The organism is Yersinia enterocolitica subsp. enterocolitica, from assembly GCF_901472495.1.
GTDB classification, from domain to species: Bacteria; Pseudomonadota; Gammaproteobacteria; order Enterobacterales; family Enterobacteriaceae; genus Yersinia; species Yersinia enterocolitica.
This window is the reverse complement of sequence record NZ_LR590469.1, coordinates 3,992,633-4,013,072: the sequence shown is the minus strand read 5'-3', so window position 1 is coordinate 4,013,072 and position 20,440 is coordinate 3,992,633. Positions and strand designations below refer to the sequence as shown.

The window sequence follows — 20,440 nt, the reverse complement described above, 5'->3', positions numbered from 1 at the left end:
GTATAAAGTCATCAAATACGGCAAGGAACATGCATGGCCAAGGCTAAATTAAAATTCCGTTTGCACCGCACCGCCATTGTGTTGATTTGCCTGGCATTGTTAGTTTTGCTTATGCAAGGTGCATCCTATTTCAGCCTCAGTCATCAACTTGCCCGCTCGGAACAAGTTGAAGAGCTGGCGAAAACCTTGGCGAAACAAGTCACCTTCAGCCTGTCACCCATTATGGATACCGGTGATGATGATATTGATAGCCAAAAAGTCGATGCAATTATTCAGCAATTGACGCAATCCAGCCGCATATTGGATGCCAGTGTATATCAGATTGACGGTACGTTAGTTGCCAATGCCGGAGAGAACGTTAAAGTGCGAGATAGACTGGCTTTGGATGGTAAACGCCCTGGCAGTTATTTCAATCACCAGATTGTTGAATTGATCCCCGGTAAGAGCGGGCCAACCGGGTTTCTGCGCATGACACTCGATACCCACGTACTCGCCACAGAATCCAAGCAAGTGGATAATACCACTAATTTACTGCGGCTAATGATACTGGTAGCACTGGCCGTCGGTATTATTCTGGCTCGAACCTTACTGCAAGGTCGCCGGAGCCGCTGGCAGCAATCACCTTATCTACTGACCGCCAATAAGCCAGTCAAAGAAGATGAGAGTGAAGAGGAAACGGCAGAATCAGACAAGAAACCTGATGATAAATAGTGTTGCGATATCAAGGAGACAGGGAATTATGCCATACGTTCAATAATGGGAGTTAAGGAAGCTATTTTCTCTCTCATCTGACAGGCTATAGCTTTAAATTCGACACTAATATTAGGGTGACTGCTCACATTCTGCCAGAATTGCCCCGCCAGTTGTTGTGCCCGTACCCAATGCTCACGGCTCACATCAACCGATAATGTTATATCGGGTGCAGTTTGCCGCATATTTCCCATACCAGACGGAGCAAAAGCCATTGGCAACATGTCATAAATAGGGGAAAGTGATAAAGGCCGATTTTCGGGGTGCAAGAATGATAGATTTCCATGATGCATATCGGTATTCGCAATCAATACTCCGAAAGCCCAGATCAAGCGAACTTGTTCAAGTTCAGCTATGCTCAGTAACCCTTTTGCCGTCAGTTCACGACAAACTTTTGGCCAACTGGCAACAGGCATTCCGACAAATTCAGCATTCACGGCCTCTAAAGACACCATACCAATGCGGCCCCGCTGACCATGTCGGTCAAAACGTTCAATTTCCAGAAAAGTCTGTCTATCCTCATTTTGCACAACATGATTGAAGGCTGCCGAATAACCCGCACCTCTTAATGTATTCAGCGCCAAAGACTCAGCAATGAGTAAATCCGCCCAGCGTTGTGCGTTAGGGTTATCCTGTACAGCGGTAAACTTGACGATAACATATGATGGGAGCTTGCCCTCATATCCGGCATAACAGGTAAATTTAGGTTGCTCTCCACCTGCCGATGAACCCACCATTTCCCCAGCGAGCGCCATTAGGGATAATTCGTTATACCGCCGTGGCTTATCTGACGGTTGAATCGGAACCGCATCAGGTTTATCCAGCCATTGTTGATAGCTTCCCTGCCCTATAAGAATGTTGCCATTTACGTCATCCGCCATACGGGATAAGGCAAGCAAAATATGATCTTCATTCCATCCACGAATATCCTTATCAAGTTGTAATAACTCAGCGGCAGACTTTCCCCAAATCCGACCAATAAACCCCTGCGGTCTCATATCAGCCAAGTACCAAGGGAGGCTATCAAATAACTGCCATGTATCGTCATCTACTTGATGTACACAACACATTTCGGCCGGATATATAGGATATAAATTGGCAAAATGGCTGGCATTTCCGTCAAGATCGATTCTGTAAAGCGGGAATTCACTCACACCTGCAACCAAGCGAAGTAAAGCATAACGGGTAGACTTTCCTTTCCCTAACTTTAGTACCCGCTCTTTCAACCGGGTTAATTGACGAGAAATCGTGGGCTGGCTGGTTGCCAAAGCTTGTGCCAGGGAGCTTGCTGTCGTCGGGCCTTGTCGTAATAACATTTCCAGAAAGGACACTTGAATAGCTCCGTGAATAGAATAATGAATAAAAATATGAATGGATTTATAGCGATAATATTATGATATGTAAAGGCTAGATACCAGAGATAAGCAAATTAATGAATAGATAGATGAGGATAAAAATACAATTGAGAACAGAGCCGCCACACCGTGGTACGGCTCTGTAAGATATCGTTAATATGACTCTTTATCACCCAGCAACACAGATTCCAACGCAATCTCAATCATATCGTTGAAAGTGGTCTGGCGCTCAGCGGCGGTGGTTTGTTCACCGGAAACTATATGATCAGATACAGTACAGATAGTCAGGGCTTTCGCGCCAAATTCAGCAGCAACACCATAGATACCTGCCGCTTCCATTTCCACGCCCAGGATGCCGTATTTTTTCATGACATCAAACATTTGCGGATCTGGCGTATAGAATAGATCTGCAGAGAATAAGTTGCCCACACGAACATTCAGACCTTTCGCTTTTGCCGCATCAACTGCATTGCGAGTCATATCGAAATCAGCAATCGCCGCATAGTCGTGGTCTTTAAAGCGCAGGCGGTTCACTTTAGAATCAGTACAAGCGCCCATGCCGATAACCACATCGCGCAGCTTAACGTCTTCACGCACCGCACCGCAGGAACCCACGCGGATGATTTTCTTCACGCCAAAATCAGTGATCAGCTCTTTCGCGTAAATGGAGCAAGAAGGGATCCCCATACCATGACCCATCACTGAAATTTTGCGCCCTTTATAGGTGCCAGTGAAACCCAACATGCCACGCACATCATTCACTTGCTTCACATCTTTCAGGAAGGTTTCTGCGATATGCTTCGCACGCAGCGGATCCCCTGGCATCAGTACGACGTCAGCAAAATCACCCATTTCTGCATTAATATGTGGCGTTGCCATAATCACTTTCCTTAAAAATCAGAGAATTAAAATTTATATTACCAAACTGTCTTTAGGTTTGAGCTACTTTGCACAGTTCAGAGAAAATCAGCCATCACCAGCGTAGATGAGCACAGACAGTTTGGACACGGCCAGCGCACAGCCCCCGGAGCGTACACGCAGTACGTGAGGAGGGCGAGCACTGCCCAAGTTCAAAATGGCACGCTCAGCTTAGCTGAATGACTTACAGCATATTCTTCCCGTAATCCATTGGGGAAAGGTCAAAATACTTGGCAACTGTCTGCCCAATATCAGCAAATGTCTCACGGTGGCCCAGTGAACCTGGTTTCACTTTCGGCCCATAGACCAAGACAGGAATATGCTCACGGGTATGATCGGTGCCCGGCCAGGTTGGGTCGCAACCGTGGTCAGCCGTCAGGATCAGAATGTCATCTTCTTTCACTAGCGCCATCAGTTCTGGCAAGCGACGGTCAAACAATTCCAGCGCAGCGGCATAACCGGCAACATCGCGACGATGACCATAAGAAGAGTCAAAATCAACAAAGTTAGTGAAAACGATGGTGTTGTCACCGGCTTTTTTCATCTCTTCGATGGTGGCATCAAACAGGGCATCCAGACCGGTCGCCTTCACTTTCTGCGTGATGCCGACATGGGCATAGATATCGGCAATTTTACCAATAGAAACCACTTCGCCGCCCTTTTCATCCACCAGTTTTTTCAGCATGGTCGGTGCTGGCGGTTCAACTGCCAAATCGTGGCGGTTACCGGTGCGCTGGAAGTTACCTGGCTTATCACCAATGAATGGGCGCGCAATCACACGGCCAATATTGTAACCGCCTTCAGTCAGCTCTTCGCGCGCGATTTCGCACAGTTCATACAGGCGATCCAGCCCAAAAGTCTCTTCATGACAGGCAATCTGGAACACCGAGTCCGCAGAGGTGTAGAAAATCGGTTTCCCGGTTTTCATGTGCTCTTCACCGAGTTGATCAAGAATCACGGTGCCTGAAGAGTGGCAATTACCCAAATAGCCCGGCAAATTAGCGCGTTTGACCAGTTTATCCAGCAATTCCTGTGGGAAACTATTCTCCACATCACTGAAATAGCCCCAGTCGAATAACACCGGTACACCGGCAATTTCCCAGTGACCCGATGGGGTGTCTTTACCGGAAGATAACTCACTGGCATACCCATAAGCACCAATGATGTCTGCATTCTTATCCAGCCCTACCGGGAATTTACCGGTAGATTCTTCGGCGGCTTTACCTAGCCCTAAGCGGCTCAGGTTAGGCAGTGTCAATGGGCCACTACGGCCAATATCGGCTTCACCACGGGCGCAGGCCTCGGCGATGTGGCCCAGAGTGTCAGCCCCTTCGTCGCCAAACTTGTTAGCATCAGCGCTAGCGCCGATACCAAATGAGTCTAATACCATAATAAATGTACGTTTCATCATTTTCTCCTGCATAGGTTCACACACTGTGCGGCACCTTTAAAGTATGGTGTTTATTCAGTAATACGGCGATAAACCACCGGGGTTTCTTCCGGTGCTTTTTGGCCTAATGTGATTGCCGCACGTACTGCATCTGCTGCCTGCTGCCAGTCATCTTCATTGTTGGCATGAATCACCGCTAATGGCTGTTGACCATCAACACTGGCTCCCAAGCGGGCCATCTCGGTCAGGCCCACACTGTAGTCAATAGGATCAGTTGCCCGACGGCGACCACCGCCAAGGGAAACTACGGCCATACCTAATGCTCGGGTATCCATAGCAGTGATAATTCCTGACCGTTCAGCAAATACGGGCTTGCTTAACATGGCGGCTGGCAAGTAACTGTCATAGCGTTCGACAAAATCGCTCGGGCCTTTTTGCGCAGCGACCATGCGACCGAAGATTTCCGCCGCTTTGCCGTTATCCAATACTGCTTGCAGCTTAGCACGAGCATCGGCATCATTTTGCGCCAAGCCGCCGGATAGCAGCATCTCGACACATAGCGCCATGGTGACTTCCAGCAGACGCGGGTTACGATATTCGCCAGTCAGGAAGCGCACCGCTTCGCGCACTTCAACCGCATTACCGGCACTGGACGCCAATACCTGATTCATGTCGGTCAGCAGCGCGGTGGTTTTGCACCCCGCACCATTAGCAACACTGACAATGGCCTGGGCCAAGTCCTCAGATAACTGATAAGTCGGCATAAATGCACCCGACCCCACTTTGACATCCATCACCAGCGCATCCAACCCTTCAGCCAGTTTTTTAGCCAAAATAGAAGCGGTAATCAGTGGGATGGAATCCACCGTGGCAGTGATATCGCGAGTGGCATAAAAGCGCTTATCCGCCGGTGCCAGTGAGCTGGTTTGCCCGATGATGGCGACGCCGACATCCTGAATGATTTTGCGAAAGGCGCTGTCGTCGGGGAAAATATCAAAACCAGGAATCGCTTCCAGTTTGTCCAATGTTCCGCCGGTATGACCCAAGCCACGACCCGAGATCATCGGTACATAGCCGCCGCAGGCCGCTACCATTGGGCCGAGCATCAAGGAAGTCACATCACCCACGCCGCCGGTGGAGTGCTTGTCCACCATCGGGCCATTAAGGTTTAGGCTCTTCCAGTTCAGCACAGTGCCAGAATCACGCATTGCCATAGTGAGCGCCACACGTTCTGGCATGCTCATATCATGGAAATAAATGGTCATCGCCAGAGCAGCAATTTGCCCTTCGGAAACCACGTTATCGCGAATGCCATTAATAAAGAAACGAATCTCTTCTTCGCTCAGTGCCTGGCCGTCACGTTTTTTACGGATAATTTCTTGTGCGAGAAACAAGGTATCCCCCTGCTTATGAAATAAAAGCAGCACAGCGGACAAAATAGCCCGCAGTGCATCTGCTCAGTTCAATGACTGAGATAATGATTAGTAGCCGGTAGTTTTGCTGTTGCTCTGATGACCCAATGTCGTCAACAAGCTACCTAACAGACTGGAAGCACCGAAACGGAAGTGGCGAGCATCAGCCCAGCCTTCACCCATCAATTGATCCGCCAACTGTAGGAATTGTGCCGCGTCTTCCGCGGTGCGCACACCACCCGCAGGTTTAAAACCAACTGTTTTCGCCACACCCAAGTCACGAATGGTACGCATCATGATGCCAGCACTTTCCAACGTGGCATTAACTGGCACTTTACCGGTGGAGGTTTTGATGAAATCAGCCCCAGCATTGATAGCAATCTCGGAGGCCTGACGAATCAAATGTTCCTGCTTCAACTCACCGGTTTCGATGATAACTTTCAGCAATACATTGGCGTCAGCACAGGCTTCTTTGCACTGTTTCACCAATTCAAAACCGACTTTATCGTTACCGGCCATTAAGGCGCGATAGGGGAAAACCACATCCACTTCATCAGCACCATAGGCAATCGCCGCACGGGTTTCAGCCAGCGCGATGGCAATATCATCATTGCCGTGAGGGAAATTGGTGACCGTTGCTATGCGGATTTCAGACGTTCCCTGCTCACGTAATGTTTTACGCGCAATAGGAATAAAGCGAGGATAAATACAGATTGCCGCGGTATTACCGGCAGGGCTTTTAGCCTGATGACACAGAGCAATAACCTTATCGTCGGTATCGTCGTCATTCAGGGTGGTTAAATCCATTAAACTCAGCGCGCGTTTGGCATAATCATTGAGATTCGCGCAGGCGGTTAAATCGGTCATAAAACTCTCCAACACTATTTCAGCCCCAGCACCTTGCCAAAGCTGAGCATTTATTTATGAGCCGAATGGTTCTAAGCTCAATACGTTGGCGAGCGGACTTGGTTCCTTGAAGATAGCCCCATCTGGGTGGCAATTGAGATCCATCTCACCGCACTAACTTATAGCTCTATTTGAACACGTTATCAGCACATGAGATGTGTTCAAATTCACATTAATCAATAGTAACTTGTAACGCGCCGATATTATATGTGATTAGAGTCACAAAATAACCTGATTTATAGCTTTCAGCCAGTAAACGCCCACTCGCATCAAGGATAGCTTATGGGCGGAAAATACGCAGGATTATGGGCCATCTCATCAAGATGGCCCATGGGCAAAATTATAATGCCAGGAAAAAGCCGGCGATGGTGGCACTCATCAAGTTCGATAAAGTACCTGCCGCCACCGCCTTTAAACCAAAGCGCGCGATATCGTGGCGGCGGTTAGGGGCCATGCTACCTAATCCACCCAACAAGATGGCGACAGAGGATAAGTTGGCAAAACCACACAGCGCGAAGGAAATAATGGCTTTAGAATGTTCAGAAAGCACCTGCAAACCGGCAGAGCGCACCAGCTCTTCGGCCTGTAGATACTGACCGAAATTCATAAATGCCACGAATTCATTCACAATGATCTTCTGGCCGATAAAGGAACCTGCCACCATCGCCTCGCTCCACGGAATACCGATCAGATATGCAATTGGTGAGAATACCCAGCCCAAAATCAATTCCATCGAAAGTTGCGGATAGTCGAACCAGCCGCCGATGCCGCCCAGAATACCATTTAGCAATGCAATCAATGCAATAAAGGCCAGTAGCATCGCCCCGACATTCAGTGCCAATTGTAGACCCGACGCCGCGCCAGACGCCGCAGCATCAATGATGTTAGCCGGTCGGTCATCTTCAGCAATCAGTGTGGCCGCATCAACATTATCACGGGTTTTTTCGGTCTCTGGCACCATCAGTTTGGCAAACAATAACCCACCAGGTGCAGCCATAAAGGAGGCGGCAATCAGATATTCCAACGGCACACCCATTTGCGCATAACCGGCTAATACAGAACCGGCGACCGAAGCCAAACCACCGCACATTACCGCAAATAATTCGGATTGGGTCATGGTGGCAATATAGGGGCGCACCACTAATGGGGCTTCAGTCTGGCCGACAAAAATATTGGCTGTGGCAGAAAGAGATTCAGTACGCGAAGTCCCCAATAGTTTTTGTAATCCACCACCCAAGACTTTAATCACCAATTGCATAACGCCGATATAATATAAAACGGCGATTAATGAGGAGAAGAATACAATGACGGGCAAGACTCGCAAGGCAAATACAAAACCGCCACCGCCAAAAACTTCAAACATTTTGTCGGAAACCAAACCGCCAAACATAAATGAAATCCCGTCATTGCCGTAAGCAATAACATTCGCGACGCCTTCAGACATGCCACCCAGAATACGACGCCCTACCGGTACATATAAAACCAGCGCGCCAATGCCGACCTGAATAATAAATGCCCCAACTACAGTGCGAATATTAATCGCCCTAAAATTACTTGAAAGAAGTACGGCTATTAATATCAGTACTGCCATTCCGACCAAACTCATGAGCATGCCGATAATCCTGTTAATAATTTGTATTAAAATAATGTTGGTGGATTATACCGGCATGATCTGGTGATCAAACAATCTCTGTCACAAATAAACACAACTAAAAGTAACCGCAAAGCTATTAACGTGACGGATATCACATCAAAATGGTAAGAACGCGTATTTTGCTAACTATTAGCGTGGTTTGTATGGGAGCGTCAAAACCTAAAGTGTGGATTGATCGGCTGAAGGTAAATGAAATAAACGCTGGCTATTGAGCAAAAGCTGAGTAGCAATATCGAGTGGTGCTTCTTGACGTAACTCACACAATGCAGCGAATACATTAGCCGCTCGCTCTGGTCGATTGGGTTGACCTTGAAAACCAGCTAGTGGCATATCCGGCGCGTCTGTCTCCAGTAATAATGCAGATAACGGTAATGCCGCCATGACATTACGGGTTTTCTGCGCCCGCTCATAAGTGATGGTTCCGCCCACCCCAATATAATAACCCAAGCGAATGAATGCCTGTGCCTGAGCTAAACTACCCGCAAAGCCGTGAACCACTCCCGTACGTGGCAAGGCAGCTTTACGCAATGCTGAAGCCAGCTGATCGTGCGAACGACGCGAATGCAAAATTACTGGAAGATCATACTGTTTGGCCAATTTTAACTGGGCGTTCAAGAGTGCCAATTGCCGGGGTAACTGCGGCTCATCCATATAGAGATCCAGGCCAATCTCCCCCACCGCCACCAATTTTTCTGTTTTAATCGCCAGTGCTGAGGCCAGGGTGGCTAAAGCGGCGTCTTGATGCTGCGCAATATAAAGCGGATGCATGCCCAGTGCGGCAAATAATGGCGGATAATTCGCTGCCAAATCGAGAATACGCGGGAAATAATCCGCACTGACGGCAGGCACAATAATTTGTCTAACATTCGCTTGCCCAGCACTCAATAAGCTGGCCACTTCCGCACCACGGAAAGGGGGAAAATCAAAGTGACAATGTGTATCGATAAAATAGGGCATTTGCCCGCTAATCACTGCCATTACGCGGTATCACCCTTGGTTTTCGCCACATCTGACGGCAAAATAATCTCCGCTTGTAATGGCTTTTTCTTGCTCCGAGTCACTGTCGGAATAATCAACCCGCTGTCTGCTACCGTCATCTGAGGTGGAAGATGATGATCCGAGGCTTTTGTAGCATTTGCAGGCGCGGTAATCTCCGGTGATTGAGTGATAGCAAATGAAGAATCATCATTGTCAATCAAGTCAGCCATATCATCTGGCTGGTTAATATCTTGCGGCTGGATCATTCGGCGGGAAAGGGGGATCGACGTTTTTCCACTGTTGATCTCAGACTGATCTTGCTGATCTCGCGGTAGTAGCCAGTGCCCTACGGTTGCCAGAAAATAGCGGCCACAGCGACGCCCTAAATGATAGTCCCGATTCAACGCAGGGATTCGACTCCCCAAAGCATTACTGGCCAGCGGCTTAGGCGGGAAAATCTCGAAAATGCGCAAGTCACCCGGCGGTTTTTCAATAAATTGCTGAATACGATGATAACTCTGCTCATGCTGCTGCATAATTCGCACCAGTTGCTGCAAGCTACTCTCACTCAGCCAATGCTCCATTCGCTTCATCCATTGCGGCGTGTAATAAGCCTGCGAAGGTACAGTGCGGATAACGACAATCGTATCGGCCCCACGGCGATAAGCTTCTTCAACCGGAATAGCATCACTAATACCGCCATCAAGATAACTTACCCCATCTAAATCAACTCCTTGCCGATATAGGCCCGGAATAGCACTGGAAGCCTTAATCGCCGGTAACCAGCTTTCTTTCGTCGGAGAGATATAGGTAGGTTCGAAATCATCACTGCGGCAAGCACACATGAGAAACTCACGGCCCTCGCGTAGATGCTGTTCGGCTTGATCCATTGCCAATGGCAATTGTTGTGAGGTGATATCCACCAGCCAATCGAGATCAATCAGATGACCGCCACGCACAAAACGCAGTGGATTAAAGAAGTTAGCTGTAGTGGTATAACGGGTAATCACGCGCCGCGCGTAGCCGGGTTGGCCGCAGATAAAAGCAGAGAGATTTTGCGCGCCCGCAGAGGTGCCGATCATCAGATCAAAAGGGTTAAAGCGGGCGCGCTGGAATTCATCCAGCACACCGGCTGTAAAAATTCCCCGCTGCCCGCCGCCCTCGCAAACCAACGCCATTTTACCGGGTTGGTATGGTTTATAGGCGAGTGGCTCAATATTACCGAGCGTGATAGGTATTCTGTATCCCACCATCCATCCTTAATTCCGTTACAGCAGGTGATGAGGATACCCCTTCTTACCTTTGCTGTAACCCTTACACCTAACTAAAGGCGCTTACGTCCTGTAAACAAACTGATGAGGAATAGAATAATACCGACAACGAAAACAACTTTAGCAGCCCAGGCTGCCGTACCGGCTAGCCCACCAAAACCTAATGCCGCTGCGATTAACGCAATAACCAGAAATATAATGCCCCAGCGAAACATAAGCTTCTCCTTCCCGTTTAAAAAAATGACTTTATACCCTTCATACTTCAAGCTACAGGTGTGTTAGCTGCACTCTATCACCCGAATCACTTACCAATGTAAGCTCATCGGGACTCACTCGCTTGCCGCCTTCCTGCAACTCGAATGATTTAGGGTATGTAAACTCGCGTTCAAAAATCACTCTTTAACTCTTCTGTCTATTTAACAGTAGCGTATCTGACAGAAGTCGTATTATTTTGGATATATTGGATGAATTATTTGGCTGACAGACTTATTAAAGGGTATTTCGCAGGTTATATTGTGGCCCCACGAAATACCCATCAGCCGTATAATAATTAAGGCTTGATACTGAGGTCGTTTTTAACGCTTTTTACGCCATTAACGGCTTTAGCAATACTTTCGGCACGTTCGGCCTGAGCTTTATTTTCAACATTACCGGATAACTGCACCACGCCATCAGTGGTTTCTACTTTAATCTTACGTGACGGTACGATGTCATCAGCCAGTAATTTGGCTTTAATTGAACTGGTGGTTGCCGCATCACCAGCGTATTCACTAACTGATTGTGATTTCTGGTCTTTTACATGCAGTTTGTCGCTAACAGATTTTACGCCTTCAACATTTTTGGCAATATCAACCGCAGTTTCGGCTTCGGCCTGAGACGTCACAAAACCAGTCAGTGTGACAACACCATGGTTGGTTTCGACTGAGATATCAGTGCTTTTAAGGGTTTTCTCTTCTAACAACGCGCTTTTTACTTTAGCCGTTGCAGCGCTATCACCCATATAATTATCAACTTTCTTCATGGAGCTATCGAGCTTCGCACCGGTGCTGTCTACCACGTTGTCGGCTTTATTGAGCATAGTCTCTTCAGCAAATACGCTGCCACTCACCAGTGCGGTACCTAAAACAACAGCCATCATTGAACGGGCAAATTTTGTGTTTGTCATCGATTTCTTCCTTTTTTGTTTTGAATCCAGAACAGGAGTCACACCCCAGCTTTCGGATCCTTACGCCACCTTATATGGGTGGGCATTTGATGAATACTTTACGATTATTGCAGGTTAACTAAGCCAAAGTTGATGCCGGTCAATCCCGCTGGTATCTATAAAGATAGAGCATTTCAGAAGAATAACAGTCGGAATAGGACTAAATTCGGAATATTATCATTAAGTAGGAGTAATCTTAGAGAGAAAATAATGAGGAAAATTAATGAATCGGAGCACTGAGTGCCCCGATAGAATGCGGCTTGCGGCTTGATTAATGTTCGCGAGTTTTACGGAAACGCACTTCCGGGTAACGCTCTTGTGTAATATTGAGATTGACCATCGTAGGGGCGATATAGCTCAAATTATCACCACCATCCAGTGCCAGGTTAACCTCATTCTTGCGTTTAAACTCTTCGAATTTCTTCACATCGTCACATTCAACCCAACGCGCAGTTGAGACGTTAACGGATTCATACACCGCTTCGACGTTGTATTCGCTTTTCAGCCGTGAAGATACCACTTCAAACTGTAGAACACCGACAGCCCCAACAATCAGATCGTTGTTGGTCAGTGGCCGGAATACTTGCACTGCGCCCTCTTCTGACAACTGAACCAAGCCTTTGAGCAACTGTTTCTGTTTCAATGGGTCACGCAGGCGAATACGGCGGAACAATTCAGGTGCAAAGTTCGGAATACCGGTGAACTTCATATCTTCACCTTGAGTGAAGGTATCACCAATCTGAATAGTCCCGTGGTTGTGCAGACCGATAATATCCCCGGCATAGGCTTCTTCGAGGTGGGAACGGTCACCGGCCATAAAGGTCAGTGCATCTGAAATCACCACATCTTTTTTGGTACGCACCTGACGCAGTTTCATGCCTTTTTCAAAACGACCAGAAACCACTCGCAAGAAAGCGACACGGTCACGGTGTTTCGGGTCCATATTGGCCTGAATCTTAAAGACAAAACCGGTGAATTTCTCTTCAGCTGCCACCACTTCGCGAGTGTCGGTTTGACGTGGCATTGGCGCAGGCGCCCACTCAACCAAACCATCCAGCATATGGTCGACACCAAAGTTCCCCAGCGCGGTACCAAAGAATACCGGGGTTAAATCACCCGACAAGAAAGCATCATGATCGAACTCATGCGATGCTCCCTGAACCAGTTCCAACTCTTGGCGGAACTGTTTAGCCAGATCTTCCCCTACAGCAACATCCAGATCCGGGTTGTTCAGCCCTTTAACAATACGCACTTCCTGAATGGTGTGACCTTTACCGGTCTGATACAGGTAAGTTTCATCCTTATAAAGGTGGTAAACCCCTTTAAACAACTTACCGCAGCCAATCGGCCAGGTAATGGGTGAACAAGCAATTTTCAGCTCACGTTCCACCTCATCCAGCACTTCCATCGGATCACGAATATCGCGGTCCAATTTGTTCATAAAGGTCAGGATCGGCGTATCACGCAGACGGGTCACTTCCATCAGCTTACGGGTGCGATCTTCGACCCCTTTCGCCGCATCAATCACCATCAAACAGCAGTCAACGGCGGTCAGTGTTCGGTAAGTATCTTCGGAGAAGTCTTCATGCCCAGGGGTATCGAGCAAGTTAACCAGGCAACCACCATAGGGAAACTGCATCACCGAAGTAGTGATGGAGATACCGCGTTGCTTTTCCATTTCCATCCAGTCAGATTTGGCATGGTGGCTTGAGCCACGGCCTTTTACTGTACCGGCGGTCTGAATGGCGTTCCCGAACAGCAACACTTTTTCGGTAATGGTGGTTTTACCGGCATCGGGGTGGGAAATTATCGCGAAAGTACGTCTTTTCGCGACTTCCAGTGCGTATTCACTTGGAGACATAATTTGAAATTTCTACTTTTAGGCCGCCCTGCTCTGGGCCTCACATCCGATTGATGCAAGGCCCAAGCAAAGCAAGGCATTGATTATGGCGCTATACCCTTTTACTTGAAAAACCGCGTTATCAGCAGCGATTCCTATCACTTTTGGGTATAAGTGGTTATAGCGCGGTATTTTCCCTGATTTATGCGGGATAGACAATTTTTTCAAGACAAACTGTCGTTATTCGAGACAGATAATCGGCAAAAAGGTACTACCCCATCGGTAATGCCATCATAATGGCATCCTCACGCCCATCCGCACTCGGGTAGTAATTGCGCCGCACAGAAACTTCGTTGAACCCCAGGCTTTCGTACAACGCGATTGCACGCGCATTTGAGGCGCGAACTTCCAGCCAAAGCGTGACGTTCTGGCGTTTTTCCAATTCTGTAATGACATGCTCAAGCAGTAAACGGCCACACCCTTGGCGCTGATACTGTGGATCAATAGCAATATTAAATAACGTCGCTTCATCCAATACAATTTGGGTAATGGCAAAACCGGCCATTTGTTCCCCAATATTCAGCTTGAAATTGAGGTAGCGCTCGCCTTGATTGCTGGCTAAGGTTTTTTCCGTCCACGGGAAAGCATGGCTGGCTTGTTCAATTTGGTACGCTGTGGCCAGATCGGCTGGCGTCAGGATAGAAATCTGCTTCATGATGACAAATCTGCTGCCAAAGTGCGCGCTTAGCGCTCGCGTCTTGATAAAGTCCGGTCAGGGCCGGGCTGTATAACTGCGCACCCGCAACCGCAAGCGGTTCACTGATGCCCAATCGCCAACTGTTGCACTGTGTCTCTTCGGGTAACATTGCCACCTGATCCGGCGTCAGCGCATAGGCCTGATGCGGATTTAGCCCAAGGCAGCGCAACACATCACACAACAACGGGTCATCCTGCTCAGGAAGCGGGTCTGCGACAATTAACAGGCGGGTATCGTCGGGTAAACGTATGGCAATTTCACCTTGCAAAACGGCCGGGCGGCGCAATGTCCACTGCGTAATACCCAGCTGTTGTAACAGTAAGTCTCGTCTTGATGCCATGCCCTTTCCTGTCAAAGCGACCCGTATTTCGACGCTATGCTAGCAAACCCATCGAACATGCGCCAACAAACCTCTATAATCCCCGATCATATTCTTAAGGAGCCAAAGACTGATGTCTGCATTAACCCCAGCCAGTGAAGTGATACTGCGCCATAGTGATGAATTTATAGCCCGCCACGTGTTGTTTGCCGGTGATTTACAAGATGCGCTGCCAGCGCAATTTGATGCAGCCGGGATACGGGTTCACACCAATCAATATCACCACTGGCAATTACTGAGCAATACGCTGGACGAGAATGTTCAATTCGGTCTTGTGGCAACACCTGAAACCGTCGCCGCCTGCGATACGCTGGTTTATTACTGGCCAAAAAGCAAACAAGAAGCCCAGTTCCAACTGGCCAATCTGCTGTCTTTGCTGCCCGTCGGTTGTGATGTTTTTGTGGTGGGTGAGAATCGCAGTGGTGTGCGCAGTGCAGAAGAAATGCTGTCAGGGTTTGCGCAATTAACCAAAATTGATAGCGCCCGCCGTTGCGGCCTCTATCACGGTCGCCTGGATAAACAGCCGGAATTTGATGCCAATGCCTGGTGGGAAAGCTATCAGGTGGGTGATGTGATCGTAAAAACCCTGCCAGGTGTATTCAGCCGCGATGCGCTGGATTCTGGTAGCCATCTGTTGCTCTCCACTTTCAGTGAGCCGTTTAAAGGCAGTGTGCTGGATGTCGGTTGTGGCGCTGGTGTACTGGCCTGTGTTTTGGCGCAACAATCGCCAAAAATCAAATGGACCTTGAGTGATGTGAGCGCCGCGGCAATTGAAGCCAGCCGGGCAACATTGGCGGCAAATAATATCGAGGCGCAAGTGATTGCCAGCAATGTCTACTCTGACATTAAAGGCCGCTTCGAGATGATTATTTCTAACCCACCGTTCCATGATGGGATTCAAACCAGTCTAACTGCGGCTGAAATGCTGATCCGAGGTGCTACTGCGCACCTACATGTGGGTGGCAAATTGCGTATCGTGGCGAACTCCTTCCTACCTTATCCTGCGCTGCTGGATGCCGCCTTTGGCAGCCATGAAGTGCTGGCGCAGAATGGCCGTTTTAAGGTCTATCAGGCAACTGTCGGGCGTCCGCCACGGGATCCTAAGAAAAAACGTTAATATTATCAGTCACTAATATTAAGCGTTAAGATAAACCATCCCTTCCGCGCCGTAGCGTTCACCTGCTGCGGCATGGAATGGGAATACCGCATCCAGCGTAGCCAACTCCTGCGCGCTAAGCACCACATCTAATGCCGCCAGATTCTCTTCCAAATAAGTACGACGCTTAGTTCCTGGGATTGGCACAATATATTCCCCCTGCGCCAGCACCCAAGCTAAAGCTAATTGGGAAGGTTTAACCCCTTTATTCTGCGCCATTTTTGTTACTGTATCGGCCAGCGCCAGATTCAGGGCAAAGTTATCGCCCTGAAAACGTGGATTATTACGGCGAAAATCATCAGCAGCCAGGTCATTCGGGCTGCGTATCGCCCCGGTCAAGAAACCGCGTCCTAATGGGCTATAGGCCACAAACCCGACACCTAATCGTTGGCAGGTTGTCAGGACGGAAGTTTCCACATCTCGCGTCCACAGTGAGTATTCACTCTGCACCGCAGTAATCGGGTGCACCTGATGGGCTTTTTCTAATGTTGCTGCCGATACTTCACTCAAGCCGATATAGCGAATTTTACCGGCGGTGACCAAATCAGCCAAAGTCCCGATGACATCTTCCACCGGCACACTCGGATCACCTCGATGCTGGTAATAAAGATCAATGACATCAACACCCAAGCGCTTAAGGCTGCCATCAACCGACTGGCGGATATAATCAGGACGGCTGCTCACACCGCGTACCCTGGGATCAGTGGGGTCACGCACAATACCGAACTTAGTCGCTAAAAAGACCTGATCACGTTTGCCCTTAATCGCCCGCCCTACTAACTCTTCATTGGTAAATGGGCCATACATATCCGCGGTATCCAGCAGCGTGACGCCTAACTCCAACGCCCGATGTAGAGTCGCAATAGACTCGTTAACGTCCTGATTAGTGGAGTAGAAATCACTCATTCCCATGCAGCCAAGGCCTAATGCAGAAACCTGCGGGCCATTCGAACCTAATTGACGTTGTTGCATTGCGATACTCCCGATTAGTGATGTCGGAAGAAAGTGTGGTTGTTTCACGAGGAAAGATAAATAATGCAAATTACTCATCACTATTCAAAAAACACCAACAATGGGCGGACACGATTATGGACCAGATACAAGCTATGCAAATATTCGTCCGTATTGTTGAGTTGGGCAGTTTCAGCCGCGCGGCCGAAAAACTACAATTACCTCGGGCCACGGTCAGCCACACTTTAAAGCGATTAGAACAACGGTTAGGTGTGCGCTTATTGGTGCGCACCACCCGACAAGTGAATATCACCGCCGAAGGCACACTGTATTATCACCGTTGCCTGCAATTATTGTCGGCATTTGAAGAGGCCGATTCGCTGTTTAGCCACCAGCGGTTGCAACCGGAAGGAAAGGTACGCATTGATATGCCACATTCACTGGCACGCAATGTGGTCATCCCCGCCTTGCGTGACTTCTATCAGCGCTACCCTCATATCACATTGATTCTCGGCGCGAATGACAGCACCATCGACCTGTTACGTGAAGGCGTTGATTGTGTGTTACGAGCCTGGTTACCACACGACGAGCAATTAGCCGCACGAAATATTGGTCAGCAACCACAAATCACCTGCGCATCGCCGGCTTACTTGGAAAAATACGGTATTCCAATGTCGTTGGATGACTTGGCAGGCCATCAATCCGTAGGCTATTTCTCCCAGTTAAACCATCGCGATTACCCGTTGGAATTTGTTTGCCAGGGAAAAATTGAAAATCGGGTTTTACCCAGTATTTTGAGTGTCAGTGGTGCAGATGCTTATATTGCTGCTGGTATGGCGGGTTTGGGATTGATTCAGGTGCCTACCGCCGGAATTCAGGGCCAATTAGCACAAGGCGAATTGATTGAGGTGCTCTCTCACATACCGCCGCCAGTGATGCCGCTATTTATTATGTACCCTCCGGGCCGTTTTTTAGCACCCAGAGTGAGAGTGCTCATTGATTGGCTAATTGAACTATTCGCCCATTACCCACCCGAATCAGATGAGCCAGGGAACAGAACATAAAATAAAGAAAACTTCAGTAATTAAATCAATTGATCAACATATGATGCTTTTTACAGCAAACGTCCCGCTTAGGGGAAATAACTATTGACCTGACCGCGAAAATCTCTAGAATTCGCCTCCGTAGTACAGATTTATATTGCACAGCACATGCGATGGTGGCGGAATTGGTAGACGCGCTAGCTTCAGGTGTTAGTGTTCTTACGGACGTGAGGGTTCAAGTCCCTCCCTTCGCACCAAGCTGGTGATATAAATCCGAAGTTTTACTCACTTCAAGATAGTAGATAGTAAGAAATCATTTGGGCGATGGTGGCGGAATTGGTAGACGCGCTAGCTTCAGGTGTTAGTGTTCTTACGGACGTGAGGGTTCAAGTCCCTCCCTTCGCACCACGATGATTTCTAATATCAATATCTCCCCTCTGTTATAACTCAATTGTATTAATGCATACCGGTACCATCACGTAAAATCAATAGTGCATCAATACTGCGACCATACCCGCCAAAAGTGCCAGACAAGATGGTAGTAACAGAAAGTGCCGCAACCGTGCATGATATAACATACTTACCGTCGCCAGCATCGCGACCACAATCAATACTCGCAACTGGCCCACAGTGATATCAGCCCACCCCAACACCGGTAGCAAAGTAAAAGGCAGCAACATCCCCCAGCCACTGGACATCCCACGGCTCAATAAACCACTTATCCCCCATAAACGGTAAGCTGAAAATCTGGCTGTAATCATAGTGACGGCTCACTCAGATGATAATGATAACCAATATCATATACCACTATATAAAAATCTGCATCATGAAGTTGCAGTGAGAAAGCGGGCGATTTGGCTGGCCCAGAGCCATTGATACCATCGATATATCAGATTTAGATGAGTAAATTGATTAGTTGATCGACATCATGATGACAGGCTGAAACAAAAATGGTAATTTTGATTAAGAAAATTCCTAAAGCCATGTTAAAACGCTTCAAACAAAAATAATTACTTTAAAGAACTATTTATCGTGATGCCTAAATAAAAGGGCTTCATGAGGATATTGTTTATTTTTCTACTGACAGCGCGCCATTATGCAGAGTGAATTGAATATGAATAGCCACTCCTACGATCAGCTTCTGAAAAGTAAGCATCGGCTCTCTTTACTGCTTTTTCTATTTCTTAATGCAGCGTCCGCTATTTTCAGTATGATATTACCTTCCCCCGAAGTGCCAGCAGTGACATTACCGCTCGTCATGATCATGGTTATCAGTCTCAGTGTTGCGGCGTATTTTATTTTTATTTCGAAGAATTATGTAGATAAATTGAATTTATTTTCAATTATCATGGGGATTCTCTGGGCCTGGCAAATTATTCTTAAATATGAATACCTGGGCACAAATGAAAACAATTACTTATTACTCAGCTTGTTCACCATTTTCTTTATCAGCACAATTGCTCTGTCTGATAACTTTCTTGCCTTTTGTTTGCATACTGCCCCCGCAGCACTCACTGTTATTTTTTTGGACGATTTTCAAAATATTTTCCGCATCATATTTACGATTATGTTGCCCCTGATTGGTTTCTCTTTACATCATTTGATGCTGCGTCGCAGTGACGACTTCACCCGCAAACTTGTTGCACGTCTTTATAATGAAAGGGAAAAGTTCAGTGATTTAAGCATGATAGACCCACTAACCAGTTTATATAATCGCCGTGGGTTGGAGAATAAACTTGAGACATTATTAGCGCAGTCTCCTGGCAACCATTATGTGCTGCTGCTCGATATCGACCATTTTAAAGCCTATAACGATAACTATGGTCATACTATGGGAGACCAAGCCTTAGTGCGCGTTGCGGCCGCAATTCGTGATGCTGTGCGCTCACGGGATATCGTGGTGCGCTACGGCGGCGAAGAGTTTTTAGTGTTGCTGACACATGTCAGTGAAGAGTATGCAAGTCAGTTAGCAGAACGTGTCCGGCAGCGCGTGTTAGGGCTTGATATTCCACATGTTTTCAATCATAAGGTATCAACGACTGTCACGCTAAGTGCCGGGATTTCCCCCTTACAACCCTATGACTTGGCCTCTTCACTCAAAGCTGCGGATGAAGCACTTTATCGTGCTAAAAAAGACGGGCGGAATAAAGTTGCGTTTGCCGAAGATAAATTATCAAAGATTGAATCTTCACCCTGATAAAATGACTAACCATTAAGCTCAATCATTTATTCTCTCATAAATGGTTGAGCTTAATACTGCGGTATTACATTTTACCTTTATACTATTATTAAACCATGTTATTGCATATACAAAAATAAATCACTGGCTCACCTGTTGGTATAAAACATCTATTTTAGATAATCGCTCTAATTCTCTGGTTAAGAAAAAATTAGTTTTTTGAATGATAACTTACTCTATTATTTTCGTCTAAATGCCTGCTTATCAGCCAAGGCAAGTTACCTTGCTGCTGAAGTC

19 protein-coding genes and 2 tRNA genes are annotated in these 20,440 nt (G+C 47.6%); 6 read left to right on the top strand and 15 right to left on the bottom strand.

Annotated elements, in window-relative coordinates; all coding sequences use genetic code 11:
• Positions 1–33 precede the first annotated feature (33 nt).
• Positions 34–711 (top strand): YtjB family periplasmic protein, encoded by a 678-nt coding sequence (locus FGL26_RS18990; RefSeq protein WP_005166927.1) that lies wholly within the window; start codon positions 34–36, stop codon positions 709–711.
• A gap of 26 nt (positions 712–737) precedes the next feature.
• Here FGL26_RS18990 and yjjJ read toward each other — a convergent pair whose 3' ends face one another.
• The 13 genes from yjjJ to FGL26_RS18925 all read right to left on the bottom strand — a co-directional run bounded on the left by yjjJ (position 738) and on the right by FGL26_RS18925 (position 14,775).
• Positions 738–2,081: a type II toxin-antitoxin system HipA family toxin YjjJ gene (yjjJ, locus tag FGL26_RS18985; protein WP_005166925.1), complete on the bottom strand. Its 1,344-nt coding sequence runs from the start codon at positions 2,079–2,081 to the stop codon at positions 738–740.
• A 177-nt stretch (positions 2,082–2,258) separates the two neighbouring features.
• On the bottom strand, positions 2,259–2,984 hold the full coding sequence (gene deoD / locus FGL26_RS18980) for a purine-nucleoside phosphorylase (protein ID WP_005166923.1): 726 nt from the start codon (positions 2,982–2,984) through the stop codon (positions 2,259–2,261).
• 223 nt (positions 2,985–3,207) lie between these two features.
• Positions 3,208–4,431: a phosphopentomutase gene (gene deoB / locus FGL26_RS18975; protein WP_005166921.1), complete on the bottom strand. Its 1,224-nt coding sequence runs from the start codon at positions 4,429–4,431 to the stop codon at positions 3,208–3,210.
• A 53-nt stretch (positions 4,432–4,484) separates the two neighbouring features.
• On the bottom strand, positions 4,485–5,807 hold the full coding sequence (gene deoA / locus FGL26_RS18970) for a thymidine phosphorylase (protein ID WP_005166918.1): 1,323 nt from the start codon (positions 5,805–5,807) through the stop codon (positions 4,485–4,487).
• A gap of 87 nt (positions 5,808–5,894) precedes the next feature.
• The gene (gene deoC, locus FGL26_RS18965; protein ID WP_005166916.1) at positions 5,895–6,692 is read right to left on the bottom strand and encodes a deoxyribose-phosphate aldolase; all 798 of its coding nucleotides are present in this window, start codon (positions 6,690–6,692) and stop codon (positions 5,895–5,897) included.
• A gap of 379 nt (positions 6,693–7,071) precedes the next feature.
• Positions 7,072–8,343 (bottom strand): NupC/NupG family nucleoside CNT transporter, encoded by a 1,272-nt coding sequence (locus tag FGL26_RS18960; protein WP_005166914.1) that lies wholly within the window; start codon positions 8,341–8,343, stop codon positions 7,072–7,074.
• A 201-nt stretch (positions 8,344–8,544) separates the two neighbouring features.
• Positions 8,545–9,342, bottom strand: coding sequence for a metal-dependent hydrolase (locus FGL26_RS18955; RefSeq protein WP_011815517.1), 798 nt, complete (start codon positions 9,340–9,342; stop codon positions 8,545–8,547).
• A gap of 20 nt (positions 9,343–9,362) precedes the next feature.
• Positions 9,363–10,616: a patatin-like phospholipase family protein gene (locus FGL26_RS18950; protein WP_005166910.1), complete on the bottom strand. Its 1,254-nt coding sequence runs from the start codon at positions 10,614–10,616 to the stop codon at positions 9,363–9,365.
• Positions 10,617–10,687: 71 nt separating this feature from the next.
• Positions 10,688–10,849 (bottom strand): DUF1328 domain-containing protein, encoded by a 162-nt coding sequence (locus FGL26_RS18945; protein ID WP_004389381.1) that lies wholly within the window; start codon positions 10,847–10,849, stop codon positions 10,688–10,690.
• A gap of 335 nt (positions 10,850–11,184) precedes the next feature.
• Entirely contained in the window at positions 11,185–11,799 is a 615-nt protein-coding gene (osmY, locus tag FGL26_RS18940) for a molecular chaperone OsmY (RefSeq protein ID WP_005166907.1), read from the bottom strand.
• A gap of 310 nt (positions 11,800–12,109) precedes the next feature.
• Positions 12,110–13,699 (bottom strand): peptide chain release factor 3, encoded by a 1,590-nt coding sequence (prfC, locus tag FGL26_RS18935; protein WP_005166905.1) that lies wholly within the window; start codon positions 13,697–13,699, stop codon positions 12,110–12,112.
• A gap of 250 nt (positions 13,700–13,949) precedes the next feature.
• Positions 13,950–14,393 carry a ribosomal protein S18-alanine N-acetyltransferase gene (rimI, locus tag FGL26_RS18930; RefSeq protein ID WP_005166903.1) on the bottom strand — a complete coding sequence of 148 codons (444 nt, stop codon included), beginning with the start codon at positions 14,391–14,393 and terminating at the stop codon, positions 13,950–13,952.
• A complete protein-coding gene (locus FGL26_RS18925) occupies positions 14,338–14,775 on the bottom strand; it encodes a DNA polymerase III subunit psi (RefSeq protein WP_005166902.1) in 438 nt (145 codons plus the stop codon). Before FGL26_RS18925 ends, rimI begins: the two co-directional genes overlap by 56 nt.
• A gap of 112 nt (positions 14,776–14,887) precedes the next feature.
• Between FGL26_RS18925 and rsmC the strand changes: the two genes are divergently transcribed.
• Positions 14,888–15,931, top strand: coding sequence for a 16S rRNA (guanine(1207)-N(2))-methyltransferase RsmC (gene rsmC, locus FGL26_RS18920; protein WP_005166899.1), 1,044 nt, complete (start codon positions 14,888–14,890; stop codon positions 15,929–15,931).
• An 18-nt stretch (positions 15,932–15,949) separates the two neighbouring features.
• Here the strand turns inward: rsmC and FGL26_RS18915 are convergent, their stop codons facing one another.
• Complete coding sequence (locus FGL26_RS18915; protein WP_011815513.1) at positions 15,950–16,942, bottom strand: aldo/keto reductase; 993 nt, start codon at positions 16,940–16,942, stop codon at positions 15,950–15,952.
• A gap of 116 nt (positions 16,943–17,058) precedes the next feature.
• Here FGL26_RS18915 and FGL26_RS18910 point away from each other — a divergent pair, with 116 nt between their 5' ends.
• From FGL26_RS18910 to FGL26_RS18900, 3 genes are all read left to right on the top strand, one after another.
• Positions 17,059–17,985, top strand: a complete 927-nt coding sequence (locus FGL26_RS18910) for a LysR family transcriptional regulator (RefSeq protein ID WP_005166894.1) — start codon at positions 17,059–17,061, stop codon at positions 17,983–17,985.
• Between the two features lie 149 nt (positions 17,986–18,134).
• A tRNA-Leu gene (locus FGL26_RS18905) sits at positions 18,135–18,221 on the top strand.
• A 64-nt stretch (positions 18,222–18,285) separates the two neighbouring features.
• Positions 18,286–18,372, top strand: a tRNA-Leu gene (locus tag FGL26_RS18900).
• Positions 18,373–18,449: 77 nt separating this feature from the next.
• On the opposite strand, the gene FGL26_RS18895 is transcribed toward FGL26_RS18900, so the two are convergent.
• Positions 18,450–18,725, bottom strand: a complete 276-nt coding sequence (locus FGL26_RS18895; RefSeq protein WP_005166892.1) for a DUF1435 domain-containing protein — start codon at positions 18,723–18,725, stop codon at positions 18,450–18,452.
• Positions 18,726–19,060: 335 nt separating this feature from the next.
• On the opposite strand from FGL26_RS18895, the gene FGL26_RS18890 reads away from it, so the two are divergent.
• Complete coding sequence (locus FGL26_RS18890; protein ID WP_005166890.1) at positions 19,061–20,161, top strand: GGDEF domain-containing protein; 1,101 nt, start codon at positions 19,061–19,063, stop codon at positions 20,159–20,161.
• Positions 20,162–20,440 lie beyond the last annotated feature (279 nt).

Excerpts from the sequence above, each read along its gene's own strand:
- FGL26_RS18910 (WP_005166894.1), top strand. The coding sequence starts at position 17,059 with ATGGACCAGATACAAGCTATGCAAATATTCGTCCGTATTGTTGAGTTG.
- rimI (WP_005166903.1), bottom strand. The coding sequence starts at position 14,393 with ATGAAGCAGATTTCTATCCTGACGCCAGCCGATCTGGCCACAGCGTAC.
- FGL26_RS18990 (WP_005166927.1), top strand. The coding sequence starts at position 34 with ATGGCCAAGGCTAAATTAAAATTCCGTTTGCACCGCACCGCCATTGTG.
- FGL26_RS18945 (WP_004389381.1), bottom strand. The coding sequence starts at position 10,849 with ATGTTTCGCTGGGGCATTATATTTCTGGTTATTGCGTTAATCGCAGCG.
- rsmC (WP_005166899.1), top strand. The coding sequence starts at position 14,888 with ATGTCTGCATTAACCCCAGCCAGTGAAGTGATACTGCGCCATAGTGAT.
- FGL26_RS18960 (WP_005166914.1), bottom strand. The coding sequence starts at position 8,343 with ATGCTCATGAGTTTGGTCGGAATGGCAGTACTGATATTAATAGCCGTA.
- deoC (WP_005166916.1), bottom strand. The coding sequence starts at position 6,692 with ATGACCGATTTAACCGCCTGCGCGAATCTCAATGATTATGCCAAACGC.
- FGL26_RS18950 (WP_005166910.1), bottom strand. The coding sequence starts at position 10,616 with ATGGTGGGATACAGAATACCTATCACGCTCGGTAATATTGAGCCACTC.
- deoD (WP_005166923.1), bottom strand. The coding sequence starts at position 2,984 with ATGGCAACGCCACATATTAATGCAGAAATGGGTGATTTTGCTGACGTC.
- FGL26_RS18915 (WP_011815513.1), bottom strand. The coding sequence starts at position 16,942 with ATGCAACAACGTCAATTAGGTTCGAATGGCCCGCAGGTTTCTGCATTA.
- deoB (WP_005166921.1), bottom strand. The coding sequence starts at position 4,431 with ATGAAACGTACATTTATTATGGTATTAGACTCATTTGGTATCGGCGCT.
- FGL26_RS18925 (WP_005166902.1), bottom strand. The coding sequence starts at position 14,775 with ATGGCATCAAGACGAGACTTACTGTTACAACAGCTGGGTATTACGCAG.
- prfC (WP_005166905.1), bottom strand. The coding sequence starts at position 13,699 with ATGTCTCCAAGTGAATACGCACTGGAAGTCGCGAAAAGACGTACTTTC.
- FGL26_RS18895 (WP_005166892.1), bottom strand. The coding sequence starts at position 18,725 with ATGATTACAGCCAGATTTTCAGCTTACCGTTTATGGGGGATAAGTGGT.
- osmY (WP_005166907.1), bottom strand. The coding sequence starts at position 11,799 with ATGACAAACACAAAATTTGCCCGTTCAATGATGGCTGTTGTTTTAGGT.
- FGL26_RS18955 (WP_011815517.1), bottom strand. The coding sequence starts at position 9,342 with ATGCCCTATTTTATCGATACACATTGTCACTTTGATTTTCCCCCTTTC.
- FGL26_RS18890 (WP_005166890.1), top strand. The coding sequence starts at position 19,061 with ATGCAGAGTGAATTGAATATGAATAGCCACTCCTACGATCAGCTTCTG.